This is a genomic window from Mycobacterium sp. SMC-19, from assembly GCF_045310815.1.
GTDB lineage: Bacteria > Actinomycetota > Actinomycetes > Mycobacteriales > Mycobacteriaceae > Mycobacterium.
On the sequence record NZ_JBJIAM010000009.1, the window covers coordinates 181,428 to 196,814 of the forward strand.

Consider the following 15,387-nt stretch of genomic DNA (forward strand, 5'->3'; position numbering starts at 1 on the left):
TGCCATGACGCGCCGTGACGAACTCCTGAACCTGGCGGCGGCGATGATCGCCGAGCGTGGCCTGCGTGCCACGACTGTGCGCGACATCGCCGACGCCGCTGGGATCTTGTCCGGCAGTCTGTACCACCACTTCTCCTCCAAAGAGGAGATGGTCGACGAGGTGCTGCGCGACTTCCTGGACTGGTTGTTCGCCCGGTATCAGCAGATCGTCGACAGCGAAACGGATCCGCTGGCGCGCCTCAAGGGACTGTTCTTGGCCTCCTTCGACGCGATCGAGCATCGGCACGCCCAAGTCGTCATCTACCAGGACGAAGCCAAGCGGTTGTCATCTCACGAGCGGTTCTCCTACGTCGAGGAACGCAACCGGCAGCAACGTAAGATGTGGCTTGACGTGCTGCAGCAGGGCATTGAAGCGGGAATCTTCCGCCCCGACCTCGACGTCGACCTGGTCTATCGCTTCATCCGCGACACCACCTGGGTATCGGTGCGTTGGTACCAACCCGGTGGTCCACTGACCGCCGAACAAGTCGGCAGACAATACCTCGCCATCGTGCTGGGTGGTATCACCAAAGAAGGAGTCTGAAATGGCCGCACAAGTTTCGCAGGCGTATGTCATCGACGCCGTTCGTACCGCCGTCGGCAAGCGCAATGGGTCGCTGGCCGGTATCCACCCGATCGACTTGGGCGCGTTGGCCTTTCGCGGCCTGCTGGACCGAGTCGACGTCGACCCGGCCGCCATCGACGATGTGATCGCCGGCTGCGTGGACGCTGTCGGCGGCCAGGCCGGCAACATCGGCCGGCTGGCGTGGCTGGCAGCCGGCTTCCCGGAAGGGGTGCCGGGCGTCACCGTTGACCGGCAGTGCGGTTCGTCCCAGCAGGCCATCTCGTTCGGTGCGCAGGCGATCATGTCGCGCACCGCGGACCTGATTGTGGCCGGCGGGATGCAGAACATGAGCTGGATCCCGATTTCGTCGGCGATGGTCGTCGGTGAGCAGTTCGGCTTCACCTCGCCGACCAACGAGTCGAAGAAGTGGCTGGAACGCTACGGCGACGAGGAGGTCTCGCAGTTCCGCGGCGCCGAGATGATCGCCGAGCGCTGGGACATCTCCCGCGAGGACATGGAGCGCTTCGCGCTGCAGAGCCACCAGCGGGCGTTCACCGCGATCGCCGAGGGCCGTTTCGACAACGAGATCATCGACGTCGACGGTTTCCGGGTGGACGAGTGCCCGCGCGAGTCCACGCTGGAGAAGATGGCCGGTCTCAAGACGCTGGTCGAGGGTGGCCGGCTGACCGCCGCGCTCTCCAGCCAGATCTGCGACGGGTCGGCTGCGGTACTGCTCGCCTCGGAAAGCGCAGTGCAGGCGCACGGTCTCAAGCCGCGCGCCCGCATCCACCACATCAGTGCCCGTGGCGACGACCCGGTGATCATGCTGACCGGCCCGATTCCGGCCACCCGCTACGCGCTGGAGAAGACCGGCCTGAGCATCGACGACATCGACGTCGTGGAGATCAACGAGGCGTTTGCGCCGGTGGTGCAGGCCTGGATGAAGGAATTCCCGATCGACCCGGCCAAGGTCAACCCCAACGGCGGAGCGATCGCGCTGGGCCACCCGCTCGGGGCGACCGGGGCCAAATTGTTCACCACCATGCTCAACGAACTGGAGCGCACCGGCGGCCGGTACGGTTTGCAGACGATGTGCGAAGGCGGGGGCACCGCTAACGTCACGATCATCGAGCGCCTTGGCAGCTAAAATCGGGCCTTATGGAAACACCGACTCCGACGGCACCAGGGGGGCGCCGGATTCGCGGGCTTGACGCTGATCAGCGTCGAGCTCAGCGCCGCGAGCAACTCTTGACCGCAGCGTTCGAATTGTTTGCCCGAGACGGTTACGTCAACACCTCGATCGAGCAGATCTGCCAAACCGCCTACGTGGGCAACAAGGCGTTCTACGAGCTATTCGACAGCAAGGAAGACTGTTACCTGGCGCTGATGAACGAGATCGGCGAGCGCATCGAGGCGCGGGTCTCGGACGAGTTGCTCCACGGTGCTCCCGACGAGACCGAAGAGGCGACGGTGCGCCGTGTCCTAACGGTGTTCGCCCATGAGCTGGTCGTCGACCCCCGAGTGGCCGTCGTTGCGTTCCGGGAAAGCACCGGAATCTCGCCGCGGGTCGAGGCGCAACGGCGGGCGAACCGCAAGTGGGCCGCGAACTTCATCGAGTCGTTCTGGCGCAGCAAGGCCCTACCCGGCCAGACCGTCGACTACCGGGCGATGGCGGTAGCCACCGTCGGGGGACTCTTCGAGATCATCGTTGATTTCTTGCACCAGACCGACCCGCCGCGATCGATCGACGACCTCACGCGCGACCTCACCACGTTCCTGATCACGGTCAGTAACGGGATCCATCTGCCCGCCCAAGCCAGCTGAACCGGCGCGGTCGCGGCCTCACCCCACCAGCCCGGCGATGATGTCGTCGACCGTTCGCCCTGCCAGCGCATCCAGGTCGGGGCGGGGGGCACCGCGCAGCGGCCCGCGCAGGGCCAGTTCGGCGAATCCGTGCACGGCTGACCAGCACGGCCACTCCGCGCCCGCACGCCGGTTCGCGTGCAGCACACCGGCCTCCGTCATCGCATCCAGTGCGGTGACCAGTGCGCGAAACGGTGGTGGGACTCCGTCGTCGTCGACCGAGGTGACACCGGAACCGAAGAAGGCCACGGTGAACCATCCCGGCTCGTCCAACGCGAATCCGATGTAGCCCAGTCCGACCGCACGAAGCTGATTGCGCGCCCGGTTCGCCGGGGTGCCGCGTCGGCCCACCGATGGCAGCATGCGTGCGGCCATGCGGTCTCCGATGGCAATCGCGACGGCTCTCAACAGCGCCTCGCGGTCGGCGAAGTGGCGGTATGCGGCGTTGGGGGAGACCCCGACGCGCCGGGTCGCCTCCCGGACGGTCAGAGCCTCGGGACCGCCGAGGCGGGTCAGCTGTAGGCCGGCGTCGATCAGTGCCGCCCCCAGGTCGCCATGGTGATAACCGGTCTTCGTCGCAGTCACCTCTTGACAGCCCCCTCGGGTCCAAGTGTACGGTGTGAACATAACCAATGTAGACGCCGTACACATACCAATGGGGGTTTTCAGCGATGACGGGTTTCAAGGCGCCGCCGGTCGTGGATCACCAGACCTGGCAACGAGAACTCGACGCGTTGCGTGCCCGGGAGAAGGCGGCCACCCGCGAACTCGACGCGATCGCCGCGCAGCGCCGGCGGCTGCCGATGGTCGCCATGGACGACTATGTGCTCGAAGGCGAGAGCGGACCGGTGCGCCTGCCCGAGGTGTTCGAGGGCAAGAGTCAACTGATCGTCTACCACCACATGTGGTCGCCGGGCCAGGAATGGCAGTGCCCGGGGTGTACCGGCTATACCTCGCAGTTCACCCGGCTCGACTTCCTCGACGCCTATGACGCGCGGTTCGTCATCGTCACGCAGGGGCCTATCGACGAAGCGATCGCCTACAAGCGGCGGGTCGGCAATCAGATGCCCTGGTACAGCACCGCCAACAGCCCGTTCGGGACTGACGTCGGGGTGCCTCCAGGCGGCCAGTTCGGGGTGAATGTCTTTCTGCGCCAAGGTGATGCGGTCTACCGAACCTGGCACACCAACCACCGCGGTGTAGAGCAGCTCAGCCACGTCTTTCCGCTGATCGACGTGTTGCCCTATGGGCGTCAGGAGCAGTGGCAGGACTCGCCCGACGGCTGGCCGCAGGGTCCTACCTACGGTCGCTGGGCCAGCTCGCCGGAGATCGCCCAGCTATACGGCGTCAATTCGTAGTTTCCCCAACCCATCCCAACCCATCCCAACCCCGAAGGAGCATGATGAGCACTGCCAAGATCGGCCTGAAGACGATCAACCTCGTGTGCGTGCCGACGCCCGAGCAGGACAAGGCGGTTGCGTTCTACGAGTCCCTGGGCTTCGAAAAGCGTACCGACATCGACATGGGTGATGGCTACCGCTGGGTGGAGGTCTACCCGCCCGAGGGCAACACCGGGATCGCGCTGGCTCCGCCCCCGCCGGAGAGCGGGCCGGTCGAGCCGACCGACACCGGCATCGCGCTCACCACCGACGACATCGACGCCACGCACGCCGCGATCCGTGAGCTCGGGGTGGACGTGGACGACCAGGTAGCCCGGATGGGTGACCCGGTGCCGCCGATGTTCTGGCTTCGCGACCCGACCGGGCACACCCTGATGGTGGTCGAGGCCTAGCCTTTCACCGCCCCGCCGAGTGTGAATCTCACGACGTCTTCCCAGCGTGTCGCGTCGTGAGATTCACACTCGGCAGGCTGTGGATGGTCGTCGGCACGTTTTCGTCGGTGGCCGCACGCTTCGACCATGGCGGAATTGGACTGGCCGTTCCTGGGTACTGAAGCGTTGGCCGACAGGGCGATCCCCGAGCGGGCGATGCGGAGGCTCTACGAACCGGTCTATCCCGGAGTCTTCGCGCCCTGGGGTATCGAGCTGGATGCGTCGCAACGGGCACTGGCCGCCTGGCTATGGTCGCGGCGCAAGGGAGTGGTAGCCGGCAACTCGGCCGCGGCCCTGCTGGGCGCGAAGTGGGTCAGTCCCAGGCTCGCGGCCGAGTTGGTGCACCTCAACCGCAGGCCGCCGGCCAACCTCGTGGTGCACACCGACACGCTGAAAGCGGGTGAGGTGGCGAACGTCGCCGGGATCGCGGTCACCGTCCCGGCGCGTACCGCTTTCGATATCGGACGGCGAACGTCGTCGAGGCTGCTGGCTGTGCAGCGGCTCGACGCGTTGGCCAACGCCACCGGTCTCGGAATCGACGAAGTCGAGTGCGTTGTCGCCGACCACCCCGGTGCGCGCGGGCTCAACAGGCTGCGGCGGGTCTTGCCGGTGGTGGACAGCGGGGCGGAATCGCCGCAAGAGAGCCGCACCCGGTTGGCGTTGATCGACGCCGGTCTGCCGCGCCCGGAGACCCAGATGATGGTGCATGACGAGTGCGGGGGATTCGTGGCGCGGATCGATATGGGATACCGGCAATTGAAGGTCGGTATCGAATACGACGGCGAGCAACACTGGACGGATCCGGCTCAGCGGCAGCGCGATATCGACCGACACTGGGCGCTGGCCGCCCTGGGCTGGGTGATCATCCGGGTAAGCGCCGAGCTGCTGCGATACCGTCGCGCCGCGCTCATCGGCCGGGTTGAAGACGCCATGCTCGCCGCAGGATGGGCGAGGACCGGCGCGAGTGTGAATCTCGCGACGACGCCTCGGCGAGTCGCGTCGTGAGATTCACACTCGGGGTTAAACGATGTGGGACGAGGCGGCCTTCAGGTGCTCGACGGCCTCGTCGACGATCGAGGTGATCAACTCGGCGCAGGACGGCAGGCTGTCCAGGATGCCCGCCACCTGACCTGAGGCCAGCACACCGGCTTCGGTGTTGCCTTCCACCAGACCGGCTTTGAGCAGCATCGGGGTGTTGCCGGCCATCAGCACCTGCGACCAGGTCAGCTCCTTGCCGTGCCGCATCGCCAGCCCGTCGCGGACCATCGCCGGCCAGCTCATGCCCGACATCTTCTTGAACTTGGCCGCATTGACGATCGCCGCGCTGAAACCGCGCGCCCGCGAGCCGCTTTCGAGCTTCTCCACCAACTCGGTGCGCAGCACGCGGTGCGGCATGCCGTCCACGCGGGTGGAGACCACGGTGCCGCTCAGGTCAGCGGCCAGGTAGCGCTGCTTGACTGCGTCCGGAACGGTGGAGTCGGAAGTCAACAGGAATCGGGTGCCCATCGCGACACCGGTCGCGCCGTAGGACAGCGCGGCGGCCAGGCCGCGGCCGTCGAAGAAGCCGCCGGCGGCGATCACCTGCACATCGGTACCGGCGACGGCGTCGAGCACTGACGGCAGCAGCAGCGTGGTGGCGACCGGGCCGGTGTGCCCACCGCCCTCGCCGCCCTGCACGATCACCGCGTCGGCGCCCCACGAGGCCACCTTCTTGGCGTGCTTGGCCGCACCGACCGACGGGATCACCACGGAGCCGGCCTCTTTGAGCTTGGCGATCAACTCGGCCTTGGGGGCCAGCGCGAACGACGCGACCTTGACGCCCTCACGGATCATCAGATCCACTCGGTCGCCGGCGTCGGCACCGTCGGCGCGGATGTTGACGCCGAACGGCTTGTCGGTGGCGGACTTCACCTTGGAGATCGCGGCGGCCAGCTCGTCGATCGTCATGGTCGCCGAGGCCAGGATCCCCAGTCCGCCGGCGTTGGCGGTGGCCGAGACCAGTCGGGCGCCGGCTACCCAGCCCATCCCGGTCTGCACCACCGGGTGTTCGATGCCGACCAGTTCGGTCAGCGGGGTCTTGATGCGGCTCATTGGCCACCGCCGACGATGCAGAGCGGAGCGATGAGGAGGCGGATCATCATGCTCTGACTTCTTTGTCCCGCAGCGACTTCGGGTCGATGACCTCGCGGATCAGTCGCAGCTCCTCGACCTCAGGCAGTCGGGTCGTTGCCGCGTCGGCCAGGCCGTGTACCTCGAAGGAGGTGTTCTCGGTGACCTCGTCGGCGGTGACGCCGGGGTGCAGCGAGACCGCACGCATCTGGTGGTCCGGGCCGCCGAAGTCGAACACTCCGAGGTTGGTCACCACCCCGCCCAGGTTGAAGAACCGGAACGCCGGGTTGGCCGGATCGACCTTGTCGTAGCCGATGCCCGAGACGATGTCGACGGCCTCGCAGAACACCCGTGACGAGTGCGCGCCCACCCAGTAGCTGGTGGTGTGGTTGATGGTGTTGCCGGGTGCGCCGCGGACCCCGAACATCTGCCGGGTGGGCTGCTGCAGCGGCCCGAATGCCGACAGGTTCTGGTTGCCGTAGCGGTCGATCTGGTTGGCGCCCATGATCACATGGCGCCGGCCCCACGACAGGGTTTCGAAGACCCGGTTGAACGGCATCCAGCCCTCCAGCGGCCCGACCTTGCCGATCGCCGGGGTGTCGGCCAGGATGCGGGCCTCGCCGTCGGTGAGCACCAGGTCGGGGGAGAAGGTGAGGCGGGCCAACCGGGCGCCGACCGAGGGCACCGTGGCCATCGGTGAGGCCATGATCTCGCCGGCGTCGCGGAACAGCTCGGCGCAGGCGACGGCGCAGATCTCGGCGCGTGTGGGTGAGTCGGTCATACTTGTGCCTCCGCTCCGAATGCCTTAACCGCCGCCTGGTAGTCGTCTTCGCTGCCGGACAGGTAGGTGGCCTTGAACTCCGCCCAGGTCTCGTCGGACTTGGCGGCTTCGGCGTAGTGCCGCTGGAACTTCTCGTCGCGGCCGTAATCGGCTGCGCCAATGGTGAAGTGGGCGCCACCCGGGGCTTCCACCACCTTGTCGACCATCATCCGGTTGATCACCTGGGTCTGCGGCGACGTGGTGGCGATCAGCTCTTCGGTGGGCACGATCTTCTCCACCGACAGGAACCGGCGCTGCGCCGACATCAAGAACAGGTCGTCGAAGTACGGGTCGATCCCGGTGTAGGCGGCGTTGCCGCGCTCATCGCCGATGTTCATGTGCACGAACGCGGCGTCCAGGTTCAGCGCCGGCATCGCGACCAGCGTCTCGTGTCCGCCCCCTTCTGCAGCCGAGACCGGGTACGGGGAGGTGACGGTCTTGAGCTCACCCTCCCAGAAGTCGATCACCGAGCTGCCCAGACCGGCGCGGATCGGCAGGAACGGCAGCCGCTGGGCGGCGGCCTGCAGACCGCAGCGCAGCATGCCCTCGTCCATCTCGCGGGCCTGTATGGCACCGGTGGTGCGAGCCTTGGCGAACCACGGGTCGTAGAACGGCGCGGAGTCCAGCGAGACGAAGCCGTAGTAGGCCCGGCGCACCTTGCCCGCCGAGCACAGCAGCCCCAGATCCGGTCCGCCGTAGGTGACTACCGTCAGGTCCTTGACGTCGGTGCGCAGGATGGCGCGAACGAACGCCATCGGCTTACGGCGCGAGCCCCAGCCGCCGATGCCGATCGTCATGCCGTCGCGCAGTTCGGCGACGGCGTCGTCGAGAGTCGTTACCTTGCTCATTTCTTAGCGCCCTTCTCGGTACCGGCGAACTCGTCGCGGTGCTCGTCGGCGACACCGGAGAGGTTGAGTTCAAAGGTGAAACCCTGCTCCATCCGGTAGCTGGAGTTGACCTTCTGCACGTCGATCAGGTTGAGGGCTTCCTTGGCGGCCCGGATCACCCGGGTGTCCTTCGACGCGATGTCGCGGGCCACCCGCAGCGCTGCCTCGTCGAGCTCGGCGCGCGGCACCACCTCGTGCACCGAGCCGTAGTTGGCCAGGACCGAGGCGGGGACGGTGGCTGCGGTGTAGAACAGCCGGCGCATCATGTGCTGCGGCACCAGCCGGGACAGGTGGGTGGCCGCACCCAGGGCGCCGCGCTCCACCTCGGGCAGGCCGAACTTGGCGTCGTCGGAGGCGACGATCACGTCGGCGTTGCCGACCAAGCCGATGCCGCCGCCGACGCAGAAGCCGTTGACTGCGGCGATCACCGGGACTGCGCACTCGTAGACGGCCTTGAACGCCGCGAAGCAGCCGCGGTTGGCGTCGATCAGGGCGGTGAAGCCCTCGGTGGCCTGCATCTCCTTGATGTCCACACCGGCGTTGAAGCCACGGCCCTCGGCGCGCAGGATCACCGCGTGGGTAGACATGTCGTTGCCGGCGGCGGTGATGACCTCGCCGAGCTCGAACCAGGCCCGCGACGGCAGGGCGTTGACCGGGGGGTAGTCGACGGTGACCGCGACGATCCCCGGTTCGACGGTTTTGGATGTGATCGGCATGGGCGGACTTCCCTGTCGTATTGGGGTCTTAGATACCTAAGCAAGCACTTGCTTGGTACGCTAGCACAGTGTCTGACTCTGCGGCTGCCGCTATCAACCTCGGATTGACCGGCAAGGTGGTGCTGGTGACCGGTGGCGTCCGAGGGGTCGGCGCGGGCATCAGCGCCGTCTTCGCCGATCAGGGCGCAACGGTGGTGACCTGCGCCCGACGCCCGGTGGACGGACTGCCGTATGAGTTCCATTCCTGCGACGTCCGCGACGACGACGCGGTGAAGGGCCTGATCGAGGCGATCGTCGCCAAGCACGGCCGGATCGACGCCGTGGTCAACAACGCCGGCGGGTCCCCGTTCGCGTTGGCCGCCGACGCGTCGGCCAACTTCAGCCGCAAGATCATCGAGCTGAACCTGCTCAGCGCCCTGTACGTGTCCACCCACGCCAACGCGGTCATGCAGAACCAAGACGGTGGGGGCGCGATCGTCAACATCACCAGCGTCAGCGGCCGCCGGCCGTCTCCGGGGACCGCCGCCTACGGTGCGGCCAAGGCCGGGGTGGACAGCTTGACCACGTCGCTGGCCGTCGAATGGGCGCCGAAGGTGCGGGTCAACTCGATCGTGGTGGGCATGGTCGAGACCGAGCAGTCCGAACTGTTCTACGGCGACGCCGAATCGGTGGCCGCCGTCGGTGCCACGGTGCCGCTGGGCCGGCTGGCCAAGCCATCCGAAATCGGTTGGACGGCCGCATTTTTGAGTTCCGAACTGGCGTCCTATGTCAGCGGCGCCAGCCTGACCGTGCACGGTGGCGGCGAGAACCCCGCTTACCTCGACGCTTCCAGCGCTAACAAATAAGGAGAGAGCACTCATGGGACTTCTTGACGGCCGCGTGGTCATCGTCACCGGAGCGGGCGGCGGAATCGGGCGGGCGCACGCGCTGGCCTTTGCCGCCGAGGGCGCCCGGGTCGTGGTCAACGACATCGGCGTCGGCCTGGACGGTTCGCCGGCCGGCGGCGGCAGCGCCGCCCAGAACGTGGTCGACGAGATCGTCGCCGCCGGTGGCGAAGCCGTCGCCAACGGTTCGAACGTCGCCGACTGGGGCCAGGCCGAGGCTCTGATCAAGCAGGCTGTCGACACCTACGGCACACTCGACGTGCTGGTGAACAACGCCGGCATCGTCCGTGACCGGATGTTCGCCAACGCCACCGAAGAGGAATTCGACGCCGTCACCGCGGTGCACCTCAAGGGCCACTTCGCGACCATGAAACACGCTGCCGCGTACTGGCGGGCCAAGTCCAAGGCCGGCGAGACCGTTGACGCCCGGATCATCAACACCAGCTCGGGTGCGGGCCTGCAGGGCAGCGTCGGGCAGGCCACCTACAGCGCGTCCAAGGCCGGCATCGCCGCACTGACCCTGGTCGCCGCCGCCGAGATGGGCCGCTACGGCGTCACCGCCAACGCCATCGCCCCGTCGGCGCGGACCCGGATGACCGAGACCGTCTTCGCCGACATGATGGCCACCCAGGGCGATGCCTTCGACGCAATGGCGCCGGAGAACGTGAGCCCGCTGGTGGTCTGGCTGGGCAGTGTCGAATCGCGCGACGTGACCGGCAAGGTCTTCGAAGTCGAAGGCGGCAAGATCCGGGTCGCCGAGGGTTGGGCGCACGGACCGCAGGCTGACAAGGGTTCCCGCTGGGATCCCGCCGAGCTGGGGCCGGTCGTCACCGAGCTGCTGGGCCAGTCGCGGCCGCCGGTGCCGGTGTATGGGGCGTAGCGCCTCAAGGAGACGGAAGTCTCGATGCGCGGACCTGCGACGTTATACGCGGGCGTCAATATTGTGATACTTACTTAGCCGGACAAGTATGCGTTGCGGCCCGGCCCTCATTGGGAAGCGACGTAATCTTTCACCTGCTCTTAGGTGACGCGCTCGTTGTTCATGTCCAGCTGCTGGAGGTCACGTGTCGGTGCTCGAGGTGGAAGACCACCGACCCGCGGCAGTACGGCGTCGGCGCCACCCACACCCCGGCGAGGGCGTACCGACTTTCTCGTGGCCCACATTCGGGCTCGGGGTGGCCGGTGTCACCGTATTCGTGCTGGTGGCCATCGGCGCAGCCCGCGGATCACTTTCGGCCTGGGTCGTCATACCGGTGAGCACCCTGGTGACGTATGTGTTGTTCTCGGTGGCGCACGAAGCCCTGCACCGTTCGTTTTGCTCGGTGCGCTGGGTCAACGCCGTGGTCGGCAGGGTGGCTTGGCTGTTGGTGGTGCTGCCGTTCTCGTTACCGGCTTTCGGTTACGTCCACGGCGAGCATCACCGCCACACCAATGATCCCGAGCGCGATCCCGACATGTTCGCCACCCACGCGCCCACCTGGCAGCTGCCGTTCCGCTGGGCGCTGATGGACCTGTTCAACGCGACCTGGTATGTCCGCAAGCTGTGGCCGCGGATACGCCATTCCTGGCGGCGTCCGGTTGCCGAGCTCGCCGAAACGTCGGTGCTGTTCACGCTGACGATCGTCATGACCGTCGCGGCGATCCTCACCGACCACTTCTGGCTGCTCGCGGAGGTGGTGTTGATCCCGCAGCGCCTCGGTCTCTTCATCATCGGCTGGGCGTTCGACTGGCTACCGCACCACGGCATCGACGTCACCCAGCGTGAGGACCGGTATCGGGCCAGCCGGCTTCGGGTGGGGATGGAATGGCTGATGGCTCCGCTGAGCCTGTCCCAGAATTACCACCTCATCCATCATCTGCACCCGTGGTTGCCGTTCTACCGCTACCTGCCGGCGTGGCGACGTAACCAGGAGCTCTACCTGGAGCACGACGCCGCCGTCACCACCTTGCTCGGCCGGGAACTGACCGCCGAGGAATACCGGCACTGGAAGCAGTGGGCGTACGTGGAGCCCGAGTCCCGCATCGCCTGATACGTCGGGGCAACGCTGCCGGGTCAGGTATGTTGCGCCGCCGCTTGCGCGAGTTGCAAGCGGGACGAGATGTTGAGCTTGGTGTAGATCCGGTTCAGATGCGAATGCACCGTTCGTGGTGAAACGCTCAGTTCGGCGGCGATGTCTTTGTCGCGCAGACCGGCACTGATGAGCCGGACGACATTGCGTTCGGCCGGCGTCAGCGATTCCCAACCGCTGGAGGGGCGTTTGGATTCGCCCTTGGTCTTTTCGTCGCCTCGGCATGCGTAGGCGATGGCCTCAGTCGTCGACAAGGCCTCGCCCTGAGCCCAACGACGCTCAAAATCGTTCAGCTGCATCGCTTCTCGCAACGTGCCCACAGTGGTTTCGTAGTCCGCGTCGTAGACCTTGGCGCGGACCGCGCCGGTGCGACTACGGGCACCCGCTGCTGAGCCGAACATTCGTGCTGCGTCGTGGTGTCGCCCGGCGGCAGTCGCCAATGCCGCCAGCAATTCGATCAGATCCGGGGCGCCCAGAACTGCCTCGGTGTGCGCCGCGATCGCCAGCGCGTCGCGTGCGTCCCGTTCGGCCTGCTCGAACTCTCCTTCGGCCATGGCCACCCGGCCGCGTATCTCCAGCAGCAGTATTCGGTGGATACCCGAACCCACCGACAGTGCCTCGTCAGCCCAACGGCGCGCCGCGACCAAGTCGCCGGATGCCAGTGCCGCCCGGGCGACCGGATTGCCGTTGATGGCCAGCAGTTGGGGTAGCTCGCACGCGTCACACGCCGCCTCGGCTGCACGGATTGCGCCGGGCACATCGCCGGCGGCCAACAGCGTGTCTGTGACCGCGCCGAATCCGAACGCGCGGTGGAAGTCGATCAGTTCGGCCGCGGCCTCGACACATGCGTCCGCTGCCGCGTGCGCCCCGCGGATATCGCCCTGGCATGCAAGGGCTTCGGCCAGGACTGTCAGACTCTGGGAGCTGAACAGCGGATCGTGTGCGTCTTCGGCTTCCATGGCTACCTGTCGGGCCTGCTCGGCGGCCAGTGGGAGCTCCGCGCGGTGCAGGTGCGCAAGTCCCAGGCAAAGGCGGCACAGTCGCGCAACCGACCAGTCACCGACCGCGTCGCCGAGGGTTGCGCCCTTCTCCGCGGCGAGCCGCATCGTCTCCAGGTCCCCGGCCACGAACGCCGAATATGCCTGTACGCCATACAACTGGCTCAACCGCCAGTCGTCGTTCATTGCCGGGGAAAGCGCGATGGCCTGCTCAAAGTAGGGCAGGGCGAGCTCGGGGCTGTAGCTACAGGTGAAGCCGCAGGCGGCCAGGGCCCAGGCGAGCAGTCCCGGTTCATCGAGATTCCGTGCGATCGAGACCGCTTCCTCTGCTTGTTGGACCTGCCCGTAGTTCCCGATCAACGCGTCGAAGATGGCCTTGTCCGCAAGCGCGCGGGCGCGCGCGGCAGGCGCCATCGCGTCGCCGACGGCGAGCACGGCGTTGAACCATGCCAGCCCCTCCAGGGTCCGGCTGTGGATCCACAGCGGGAGCAGTGCTGAGGCGAGCCGCGCGGCAAGCTCCAGCTCGCCATGCTGGCGGCTCCAGGCGAAGGCGGCCCTGAGGTTGTCGATCTCGAGTTCCGCCTGCGCGATGTGCCAGCCGTATCCGGCGGTCACCTCGGAGCCGAACAGGGCTGTGTAGTGATCACGGTGGCGCGCCCGGATGGCCTTTGATTCCCCGGCCTGTTCAAGCTTTTCCAGGGCGTACTGCTGCACGGTCTGCAACATCCGGAAGCGCGTCGACTCTCCGGTGCTGTCGGCTATCACCAGCGATTTGTCGACCAACTGCGTGAGTTTGTCGATGATCTGCCCACGCGGCAGGTCAGTGCCGCCGGCCACGGCGTGGGCGGCATCGATGTCGAAACCGCCACGAAATGGCGCCAAACGGCGAAACACCACGCGCTCGGGTTCGCTCAACAAGTCGTGCGACCAGTCCTCGGAAGCCCGCAGTGTCTGCTGGCGTGGGACCACCGTGCGCGCACCACCGGTCAACAGTTGGAACCGCTCGTCCAGCCCGTCGGCGATCTCGGCCAGCGACAACGCCCGAACCCGCGTCGCGGCAAGCTCGATGGCCAATGGCACCCCGTCCAGGCGGCGACAGATCTCGGCTACCAAGGCGGCATCACCGTCGGTGTCGGTGAATCCGGGCCGGACCAGCCGAGCACGCTGCCGGAACAACTCGACAGCCTCGTCGACGAGCGAGAGTGAAGGGGTCTTCCAGGTCACTTCGCCGGCTACCCCGATGGGCTCGCGACTCGTCGCCAGGATGGTCAGCTCTGCACCCGCGGCCAACAGCGTCGCGGTCAGCTGCGCGCACGCGTCCAGTAGATGCTCACAATTGTCGAGCACCAGCAGCAATTGGCGGTCCGCGATGAAGCGGACGAGGGGGTCCACCGGGGAGCGGTCCGGTCGGTCCGGCAGGCCCAACATGTGCGTCACTCGCTCGGGAACCAGCTCCGGATCGGTGATCGGCGCCAGGTCCACGCACCATGCTCCATCGCGGAACCGGTCGACAAATTCCTCGGCCAGTTGCAGCGCGAGCCGTGTCTTGCCGACGCCGCCGGAGCCGGTCAGCGTCACAAGGCGGTTGCCGTCAACCAGCCGCCGCAGCTCGGCCAACTCCGTTTCGCGTCCGACGAAACTCGTCAGTGGCGTCGGAAAGTAGGGCTCGTGCACCGCATTTCCGGTTCGAAGCGGCGGAAAGTCGATGACAAGCTCGCGGTGGCAGAGCTGCGCGACCCGCTCCGGATACGGTATGCCGCGCAGCCGAAACACACCCAGATCGATCAGCCAAGCCTCTGGTGGGAGTCGGTCAGCCATCAACCGCTGGGCCGTCTCGGACAACAACGTCTGACCGCTATGGGCGAGATCGCAGAGCCGTGCGGCGCGATTCACCAGCGAATGCCGGTGTGCCCAAGGCTCGGCCACCGAGACCTTGTCGGCGTGCACGGCGATCCGCGGACGGATCGGCGCCGAGGGGGCGTGCTGCAATGCGATGGCACAAGCGGCTGCGTCGCCGGCGTCGGCGAACCCGACGGCGAACTTGCCGTTGTGGTCCTGGTCCATCAGACGTTCACCACGATGGGCGGCAACGACTTCGGCGAGCATGCGTTCCAGCCAGGAGAGCCCGGTGGTCATGGACTCTGTCGGAGGTTGCCATTGTGGCCGTGAGTCTCCGGGGCTGACCACGAGGACCGTGCGAGGTGGGGAAGGTGGCAAAAGCGCCACTTTCGCGTGCGACATCATCTACCGTCTCTCAGAGGCAAGGACGCCCGCGCAAGCGGGCAAGCCCTCCATTCCCCCCGGATGGATCAGCTGTGCATCCATGCAGTTGTGCAGTCGTAAGGCTTGCTTCCCGTCATCTAGGTACTTTTACCGCTAAGTTACCGACCAGTCTCGGCGCCACGATACCAGCGCGATTTCGGCAATTTTGCCGATGCTCTTGGGGGGCGCACTGCCGCACAGTGACAGTGGCAGAGCTGCGCTTGCCCAGTCCGCCGCCTCGCAGCGGACGTATTTCGCTGATCTCCAACTGATCGCGAACTCCTGATCGAGGGCAGCGGCAGCAAGGAAGCCCAGGATGTGCTCCATGGCGGCCCCTGGTGGGT

General features: G+C 66.7%; 16 protein-coding genes. 9 read left to right on the forward strand and 7 right to left on the reverse strand.

Annotated features, from left to right (window positions below):
* Nucleotides 1-4 precede the first annotated feature (4 nt).
* The 3 genes from kstR2 to ACJH5R_RS19115 are packed head-to-tail and all read left to right on the forward strand — an operon-like array spanning nucleotide 5 to nucleotide 2,428.
* On the forward strand, nucleotides 5-583 hold the full coding sequence (gene kstR2, locus ACJH5R_RS19105) for a TetR family transcriptional regulator KstR2 (RefSeq protein WP_406759732.1): 579 nt from the start codon (nucleotides 5-7) through the stop codon (nucleotides 581-583).
* Between the two features lies 1 nt (nucleotide 584).
* Nucleotides 585-1,751 carry a steroid 3-ketoacyl-CoA thiolase FadA6 gene (gene fadA6 / locus ACJH5R_RS19110; protein ID WP_406759733.1) on the forward strand — a complete coding sequence of 389 codons (1,167 nt, stop codon included), beginning with the start codon at nucleotides 585-587 and terminating at the stop codon, nucleotides 1,749-1,751.
* An 11-nt stretch (nucleotides 1,752-1,762) separates the two neighbouring features.
* A complete protein-coding gene (locus ACJH5R_RS19115; protein WP_406759734.1) occupies nucleotides 1,763-2,428 on the forward strand; it encodes a TetR/AcrR family transcriptional regulator in 666 nt (221 codons plus the stop codon).
* An 18-nt stretch (nucleotides 2,429-2,446) separates the two neighbouring features.
* Here ACJH5R_RS19115 and ACJH5R_RS19120 read toward each other — a convergent pair whose 3' ends face one another.
* Nucleotides 2,447-3,052, reverse strand: a complete 606-nt coding sequence (locus ACJH5R_RS19120; RefSeq protein ID WP_406759735.1) for a TetR/AcrR family transcriptional regulator — start codon at nucleotides 3,050-3,052, stop codon at nucleotides 2,447-2,449.
* A gap of 86 nt (nucleotides 3,053-3,138) precedes the next feature.
* On the opposite strand from ACJH5R_RS19120, the gene ACJH5R_RS19125 reads away from it, so the two are divergent.
* From ACJH5R_RS19125 to ACJH5R_RS19135, 3 genes are all read left to right on the forward strand, one after another.
* Nucleotides 3,139-3,825 (forward strand): DUF899 domain-containing protein, encoded by a 687-nt coding sequence (locus ACJH5R_RS19125; protein WP_406759736.1) that lies wholly within the window; start codon nucleotides 3,139-3,141, stop codon nucleotides 3,823-3,825.
* Nucleotides 3,826-3,869: 44 nt separating this feature from the next.
* Nucleotides 3,870-4,259 carry a VOC family protein gene (locus tag ACJH5R_RS19130; RefSeq protein ID WP_406759737.1) on the forward strand — a complete coding sequence of 130 codons (390 nt, stop codon included), beginning with the start codon at nucleotides 3,870-3,872 and terminating at the stop codon, nucleotides 4,257-4,259.
* A 126-nt stretch (nucleotides 4,260-4,385) separates the two neighbouring features.
* Entirely contained in the window at nucleotides 4,386-5,303 is a 918-nt protein-coding gene (locus ACJH5R_RS19135) for an endonuclease domain-containing protein (protein WP_406759738.1), read from the forward strand.
* Nucleotides 5,304-5,318: 15 nt separating this feature from the next.
* Here the strand turns inward: ACJH5R_RS19135 and ipdC are convergent, their stop codons facing one another.
* The 4 genes from ipdC to echA20 are packed head-to-tail and all read right to left on the reverse strand — an operon-like array spanning nucleotide 5,319 to nucleotide 8,830.
* Nucleotides 5,319-6,389, reverse strand: coding sequence for a (3aS,4S,5R,7aS)-5-hydroxy-7a-methyl-1-oxo-octahydro-1H-indene-4-carboxyl-CoA dehydrogenase (ipdC, locus tag ACJH5R_RS19140; RefSeq protein ID WP_406782588.1), 1,071 nt, complete (start codon nucleotides 6,387-6,389; stop codon nucleotides 5,319-5,321).
* A 46-nt stretch (nucleotides 6,390-6,435) separates the two neighbouring features.
* Entirely contained in the window at nucleotides 6,436-7,188 is a 753-nt protein-coding gene (ipdB, locus tag ACJH5R_RS19145) for a cholesterol ring-cleaving hydrolase subunit IpdB (RefSeq protein ID WP_406782589.1), read from the reverse strand.
* Nucleotides 7,185-8,075 carry a cholesterol ring-cleaving hydrolase subunit IpdA gene (ipdA, locus tag ACJH5R_RS19150; protein WP_406759741.1) on the reverse strand — a complete coding sequence of 297 codons (891 nt, stop codon included), beginning with the start codon at nucleotides 8,073-8,075 and terminating at the stop codon, nucleotides 7,185-7,187. Before ipdA ends, ipdB begins: the two co-directional genes overlap by 4 nt.
* Entirely contained in the window at nucleotides 8,072-8,830 is a 759-nt protein-coding gene (gene echA20, locus ACJH5R_RS19155; protein ID WP_406759742.1) for a (7aS)-7a-methyl-1,5-dioxo-2,3,5,6,7,7a-hexahydro-1H-indene-carboxyl-CoA hydrolase, read from the reverse strand. The genes ipdA and echA20 overlap by 4 nt, the downstream gene beginning before the upstream one ends.
* A gap of 68 nt (nucleotides 8,831-8,898) precedes the next feature.
* Here echA20 and ACJH5R_RS19160 point away from each other — a divergent pair, with 68 nt between their 5' ends.
* The 3 genes from ACJH5R_RS19160 to ACJH5R_RS19170 all read left to right on the forward strand — a co-directional run bounded on the left by ACJH5R_RS19160 (nucleotide 8,899) and on the right by ACJH5R_RS19170 (nucleotide 11,744).
* Entirely contained in the window at nucleotides 8,899-9,675 is a 777-nt protein-coding gene (locus ACJH5R_RS19160; protein WP_406782590.1) for an SDR family oxidoreductase, read from the forward strand.
* A 13-nt stretch (nucleotides 9,676-9,688) separates the two neighbouring features.
* Nucleotides 9,689-10,594 carry an SDR family oxidoreductase gene (locus ACJH5R_RS19165; RefSeq protein ID WP_406759744.1) on the forward strand — a complete coding sequence of 302 codons (906 nt, stop codon included), beginning with the start codon at nucleotides 9,689-9,691 and terminating at the stop codon, nucleotides 10,592-10,594.
* Between the two features lie 184 nt (nucleotides 10,595-10,778).
* On the forward strand, nucleotides 10,779-11,744 hold the full coding sequence (locus ACJH5R_RS19170; RefSeq protein ID WP_406759745.1) for a fatty acid desaturase: 966 nt from the start codon (nucleotides 10,779-10,781) through the stop codon (nucleotides 11,742-11,744).
* A gap of 23 nt (nucleotides 11,745-11,767) precedes the next feature.
* Here the strand turns inward: ACJH5R_RS19170 and ACJH5R_RS19175 are convergent, their stop codons facing one another.
* Both ACJH5R_RS19175 and ACJH5R_RS19180 read right to left on the reverse strand, forming a co-directional pair.
* Nucleotides 11,768-15,007, reverse strand: coding sequence for a LuxR C-terminal-related transcriptional regulator (locus ACJH5R_RS19175; protein WP_406782599.1), 3,240 nt, complete (start codon nucleotides 15,005-15,007; stop codon nucleotides 11,768-11,770).
* A 150-nt stretch (nucleotides 15,008-15,157) separates the two neighbouring features.
* Nucleotides 15,158-15,370, reverse strand: coding sequence for a hypothetical protein (locus ACJH5R_RS19180; protein WP_406759746.1), 213 nt, complete (start codon nucleotides 15,368-15,370; stop codon nucleotides 15,158-15,160).
* Nucleotides 15,371-15,387: the final 17 nt, after the last annotated feature.

What these genes read in the sequence shown, in the direction of transcription:
- kstR2 (WP_406759732.1), top strand. Translation starts at nt 5, where the DNA reads ATGACGCGCCGTGACGAACTCCTGAACCTGGCGGCGGCGATGATCGCC.
- fadA6 (WP_406759733.1), top strand. Translation starts at nt 585, where the DNA reads ATGGCCGCACAAGTTTCGCAGGCGTATGTCATCGACGCCGTTCGTACC.
- ACJH5R_RS19115 (WP_406759734.1), top strand. Translation starts at nt 1,763, where the DNA reads ATGGAAACACCGACTCCGACGGCACCAGGGGGGCGCCGGATTCGCGGG.
- ACJH5R_RS19125 (WP_406759736.1), top strand. Translation starts at nt 3,139, where the DNA reads ATGACGGGTTTCAAGGCGCCGCCGGTCGTGGATCACCAGACCTGGCAA.
- ACJH5R_RS19130 (WP_406759737.1), top strand. Translation starts at nt 3,870, where the DNA reads ATGAGCACTGCCAAGATCGGCCTGAAGACGATCAACCTCGTGTGCGTG.
- ACJH5R_RS19135 (WP_406759738.1), top strand. Translation starts at nt 4,386, where the DNA reads ATGGCGGAATTGGACTGGCCGTTCCTGGGTACTGAAGCGTTGGCCGAC.
- ipdC (WP_406782588.1), bottom strand. Translation starts at nt 6,389, where the DNA reads ATGAGCCGCATCAAGACCCCGCTGACCGAACTGGTCGGCATCGAACAC.
- ipdB (WP_406782589.1), bottom strand. Translation starts at nt 7,188, where the DNA reads ATGACCGACTCACCCACACGCGCCGAGATCTGCGCCGTCGCCTGCGCC.
- ipdA (WP_406759741.1), bottom strand. Translation starts at nt 8,075, where the DNA reads ATGAGCAAGGTAACGACTCTCGACGACGCCGTCGCCGAACTGCGCGAC.
- echA20 (WP_406759742.1), bottom strand. Translation starts at nt 8,830, where the DNA reads ATGCCGATCACATCCAAAACCGTCGAACCGGGGATCGTCGCGGTCACC.
- ACJH5R_RS19165 (WP_406759744.1), top strand. Translation starts at nt 9,689, where the DNA reads ATGGGACTTCTTGACGGCCGCGTGGTCATCGTCACCGGAGCGGGCGGC.
- ACJH5R_RS19180 (WP_406759746.1), bottom strand. Translation starts at nt 15,370, where the DNA reads ATGGAGCACATCCTGGGCTTCCTTGCTGCCGCTGCCCTCGATCAGGAG.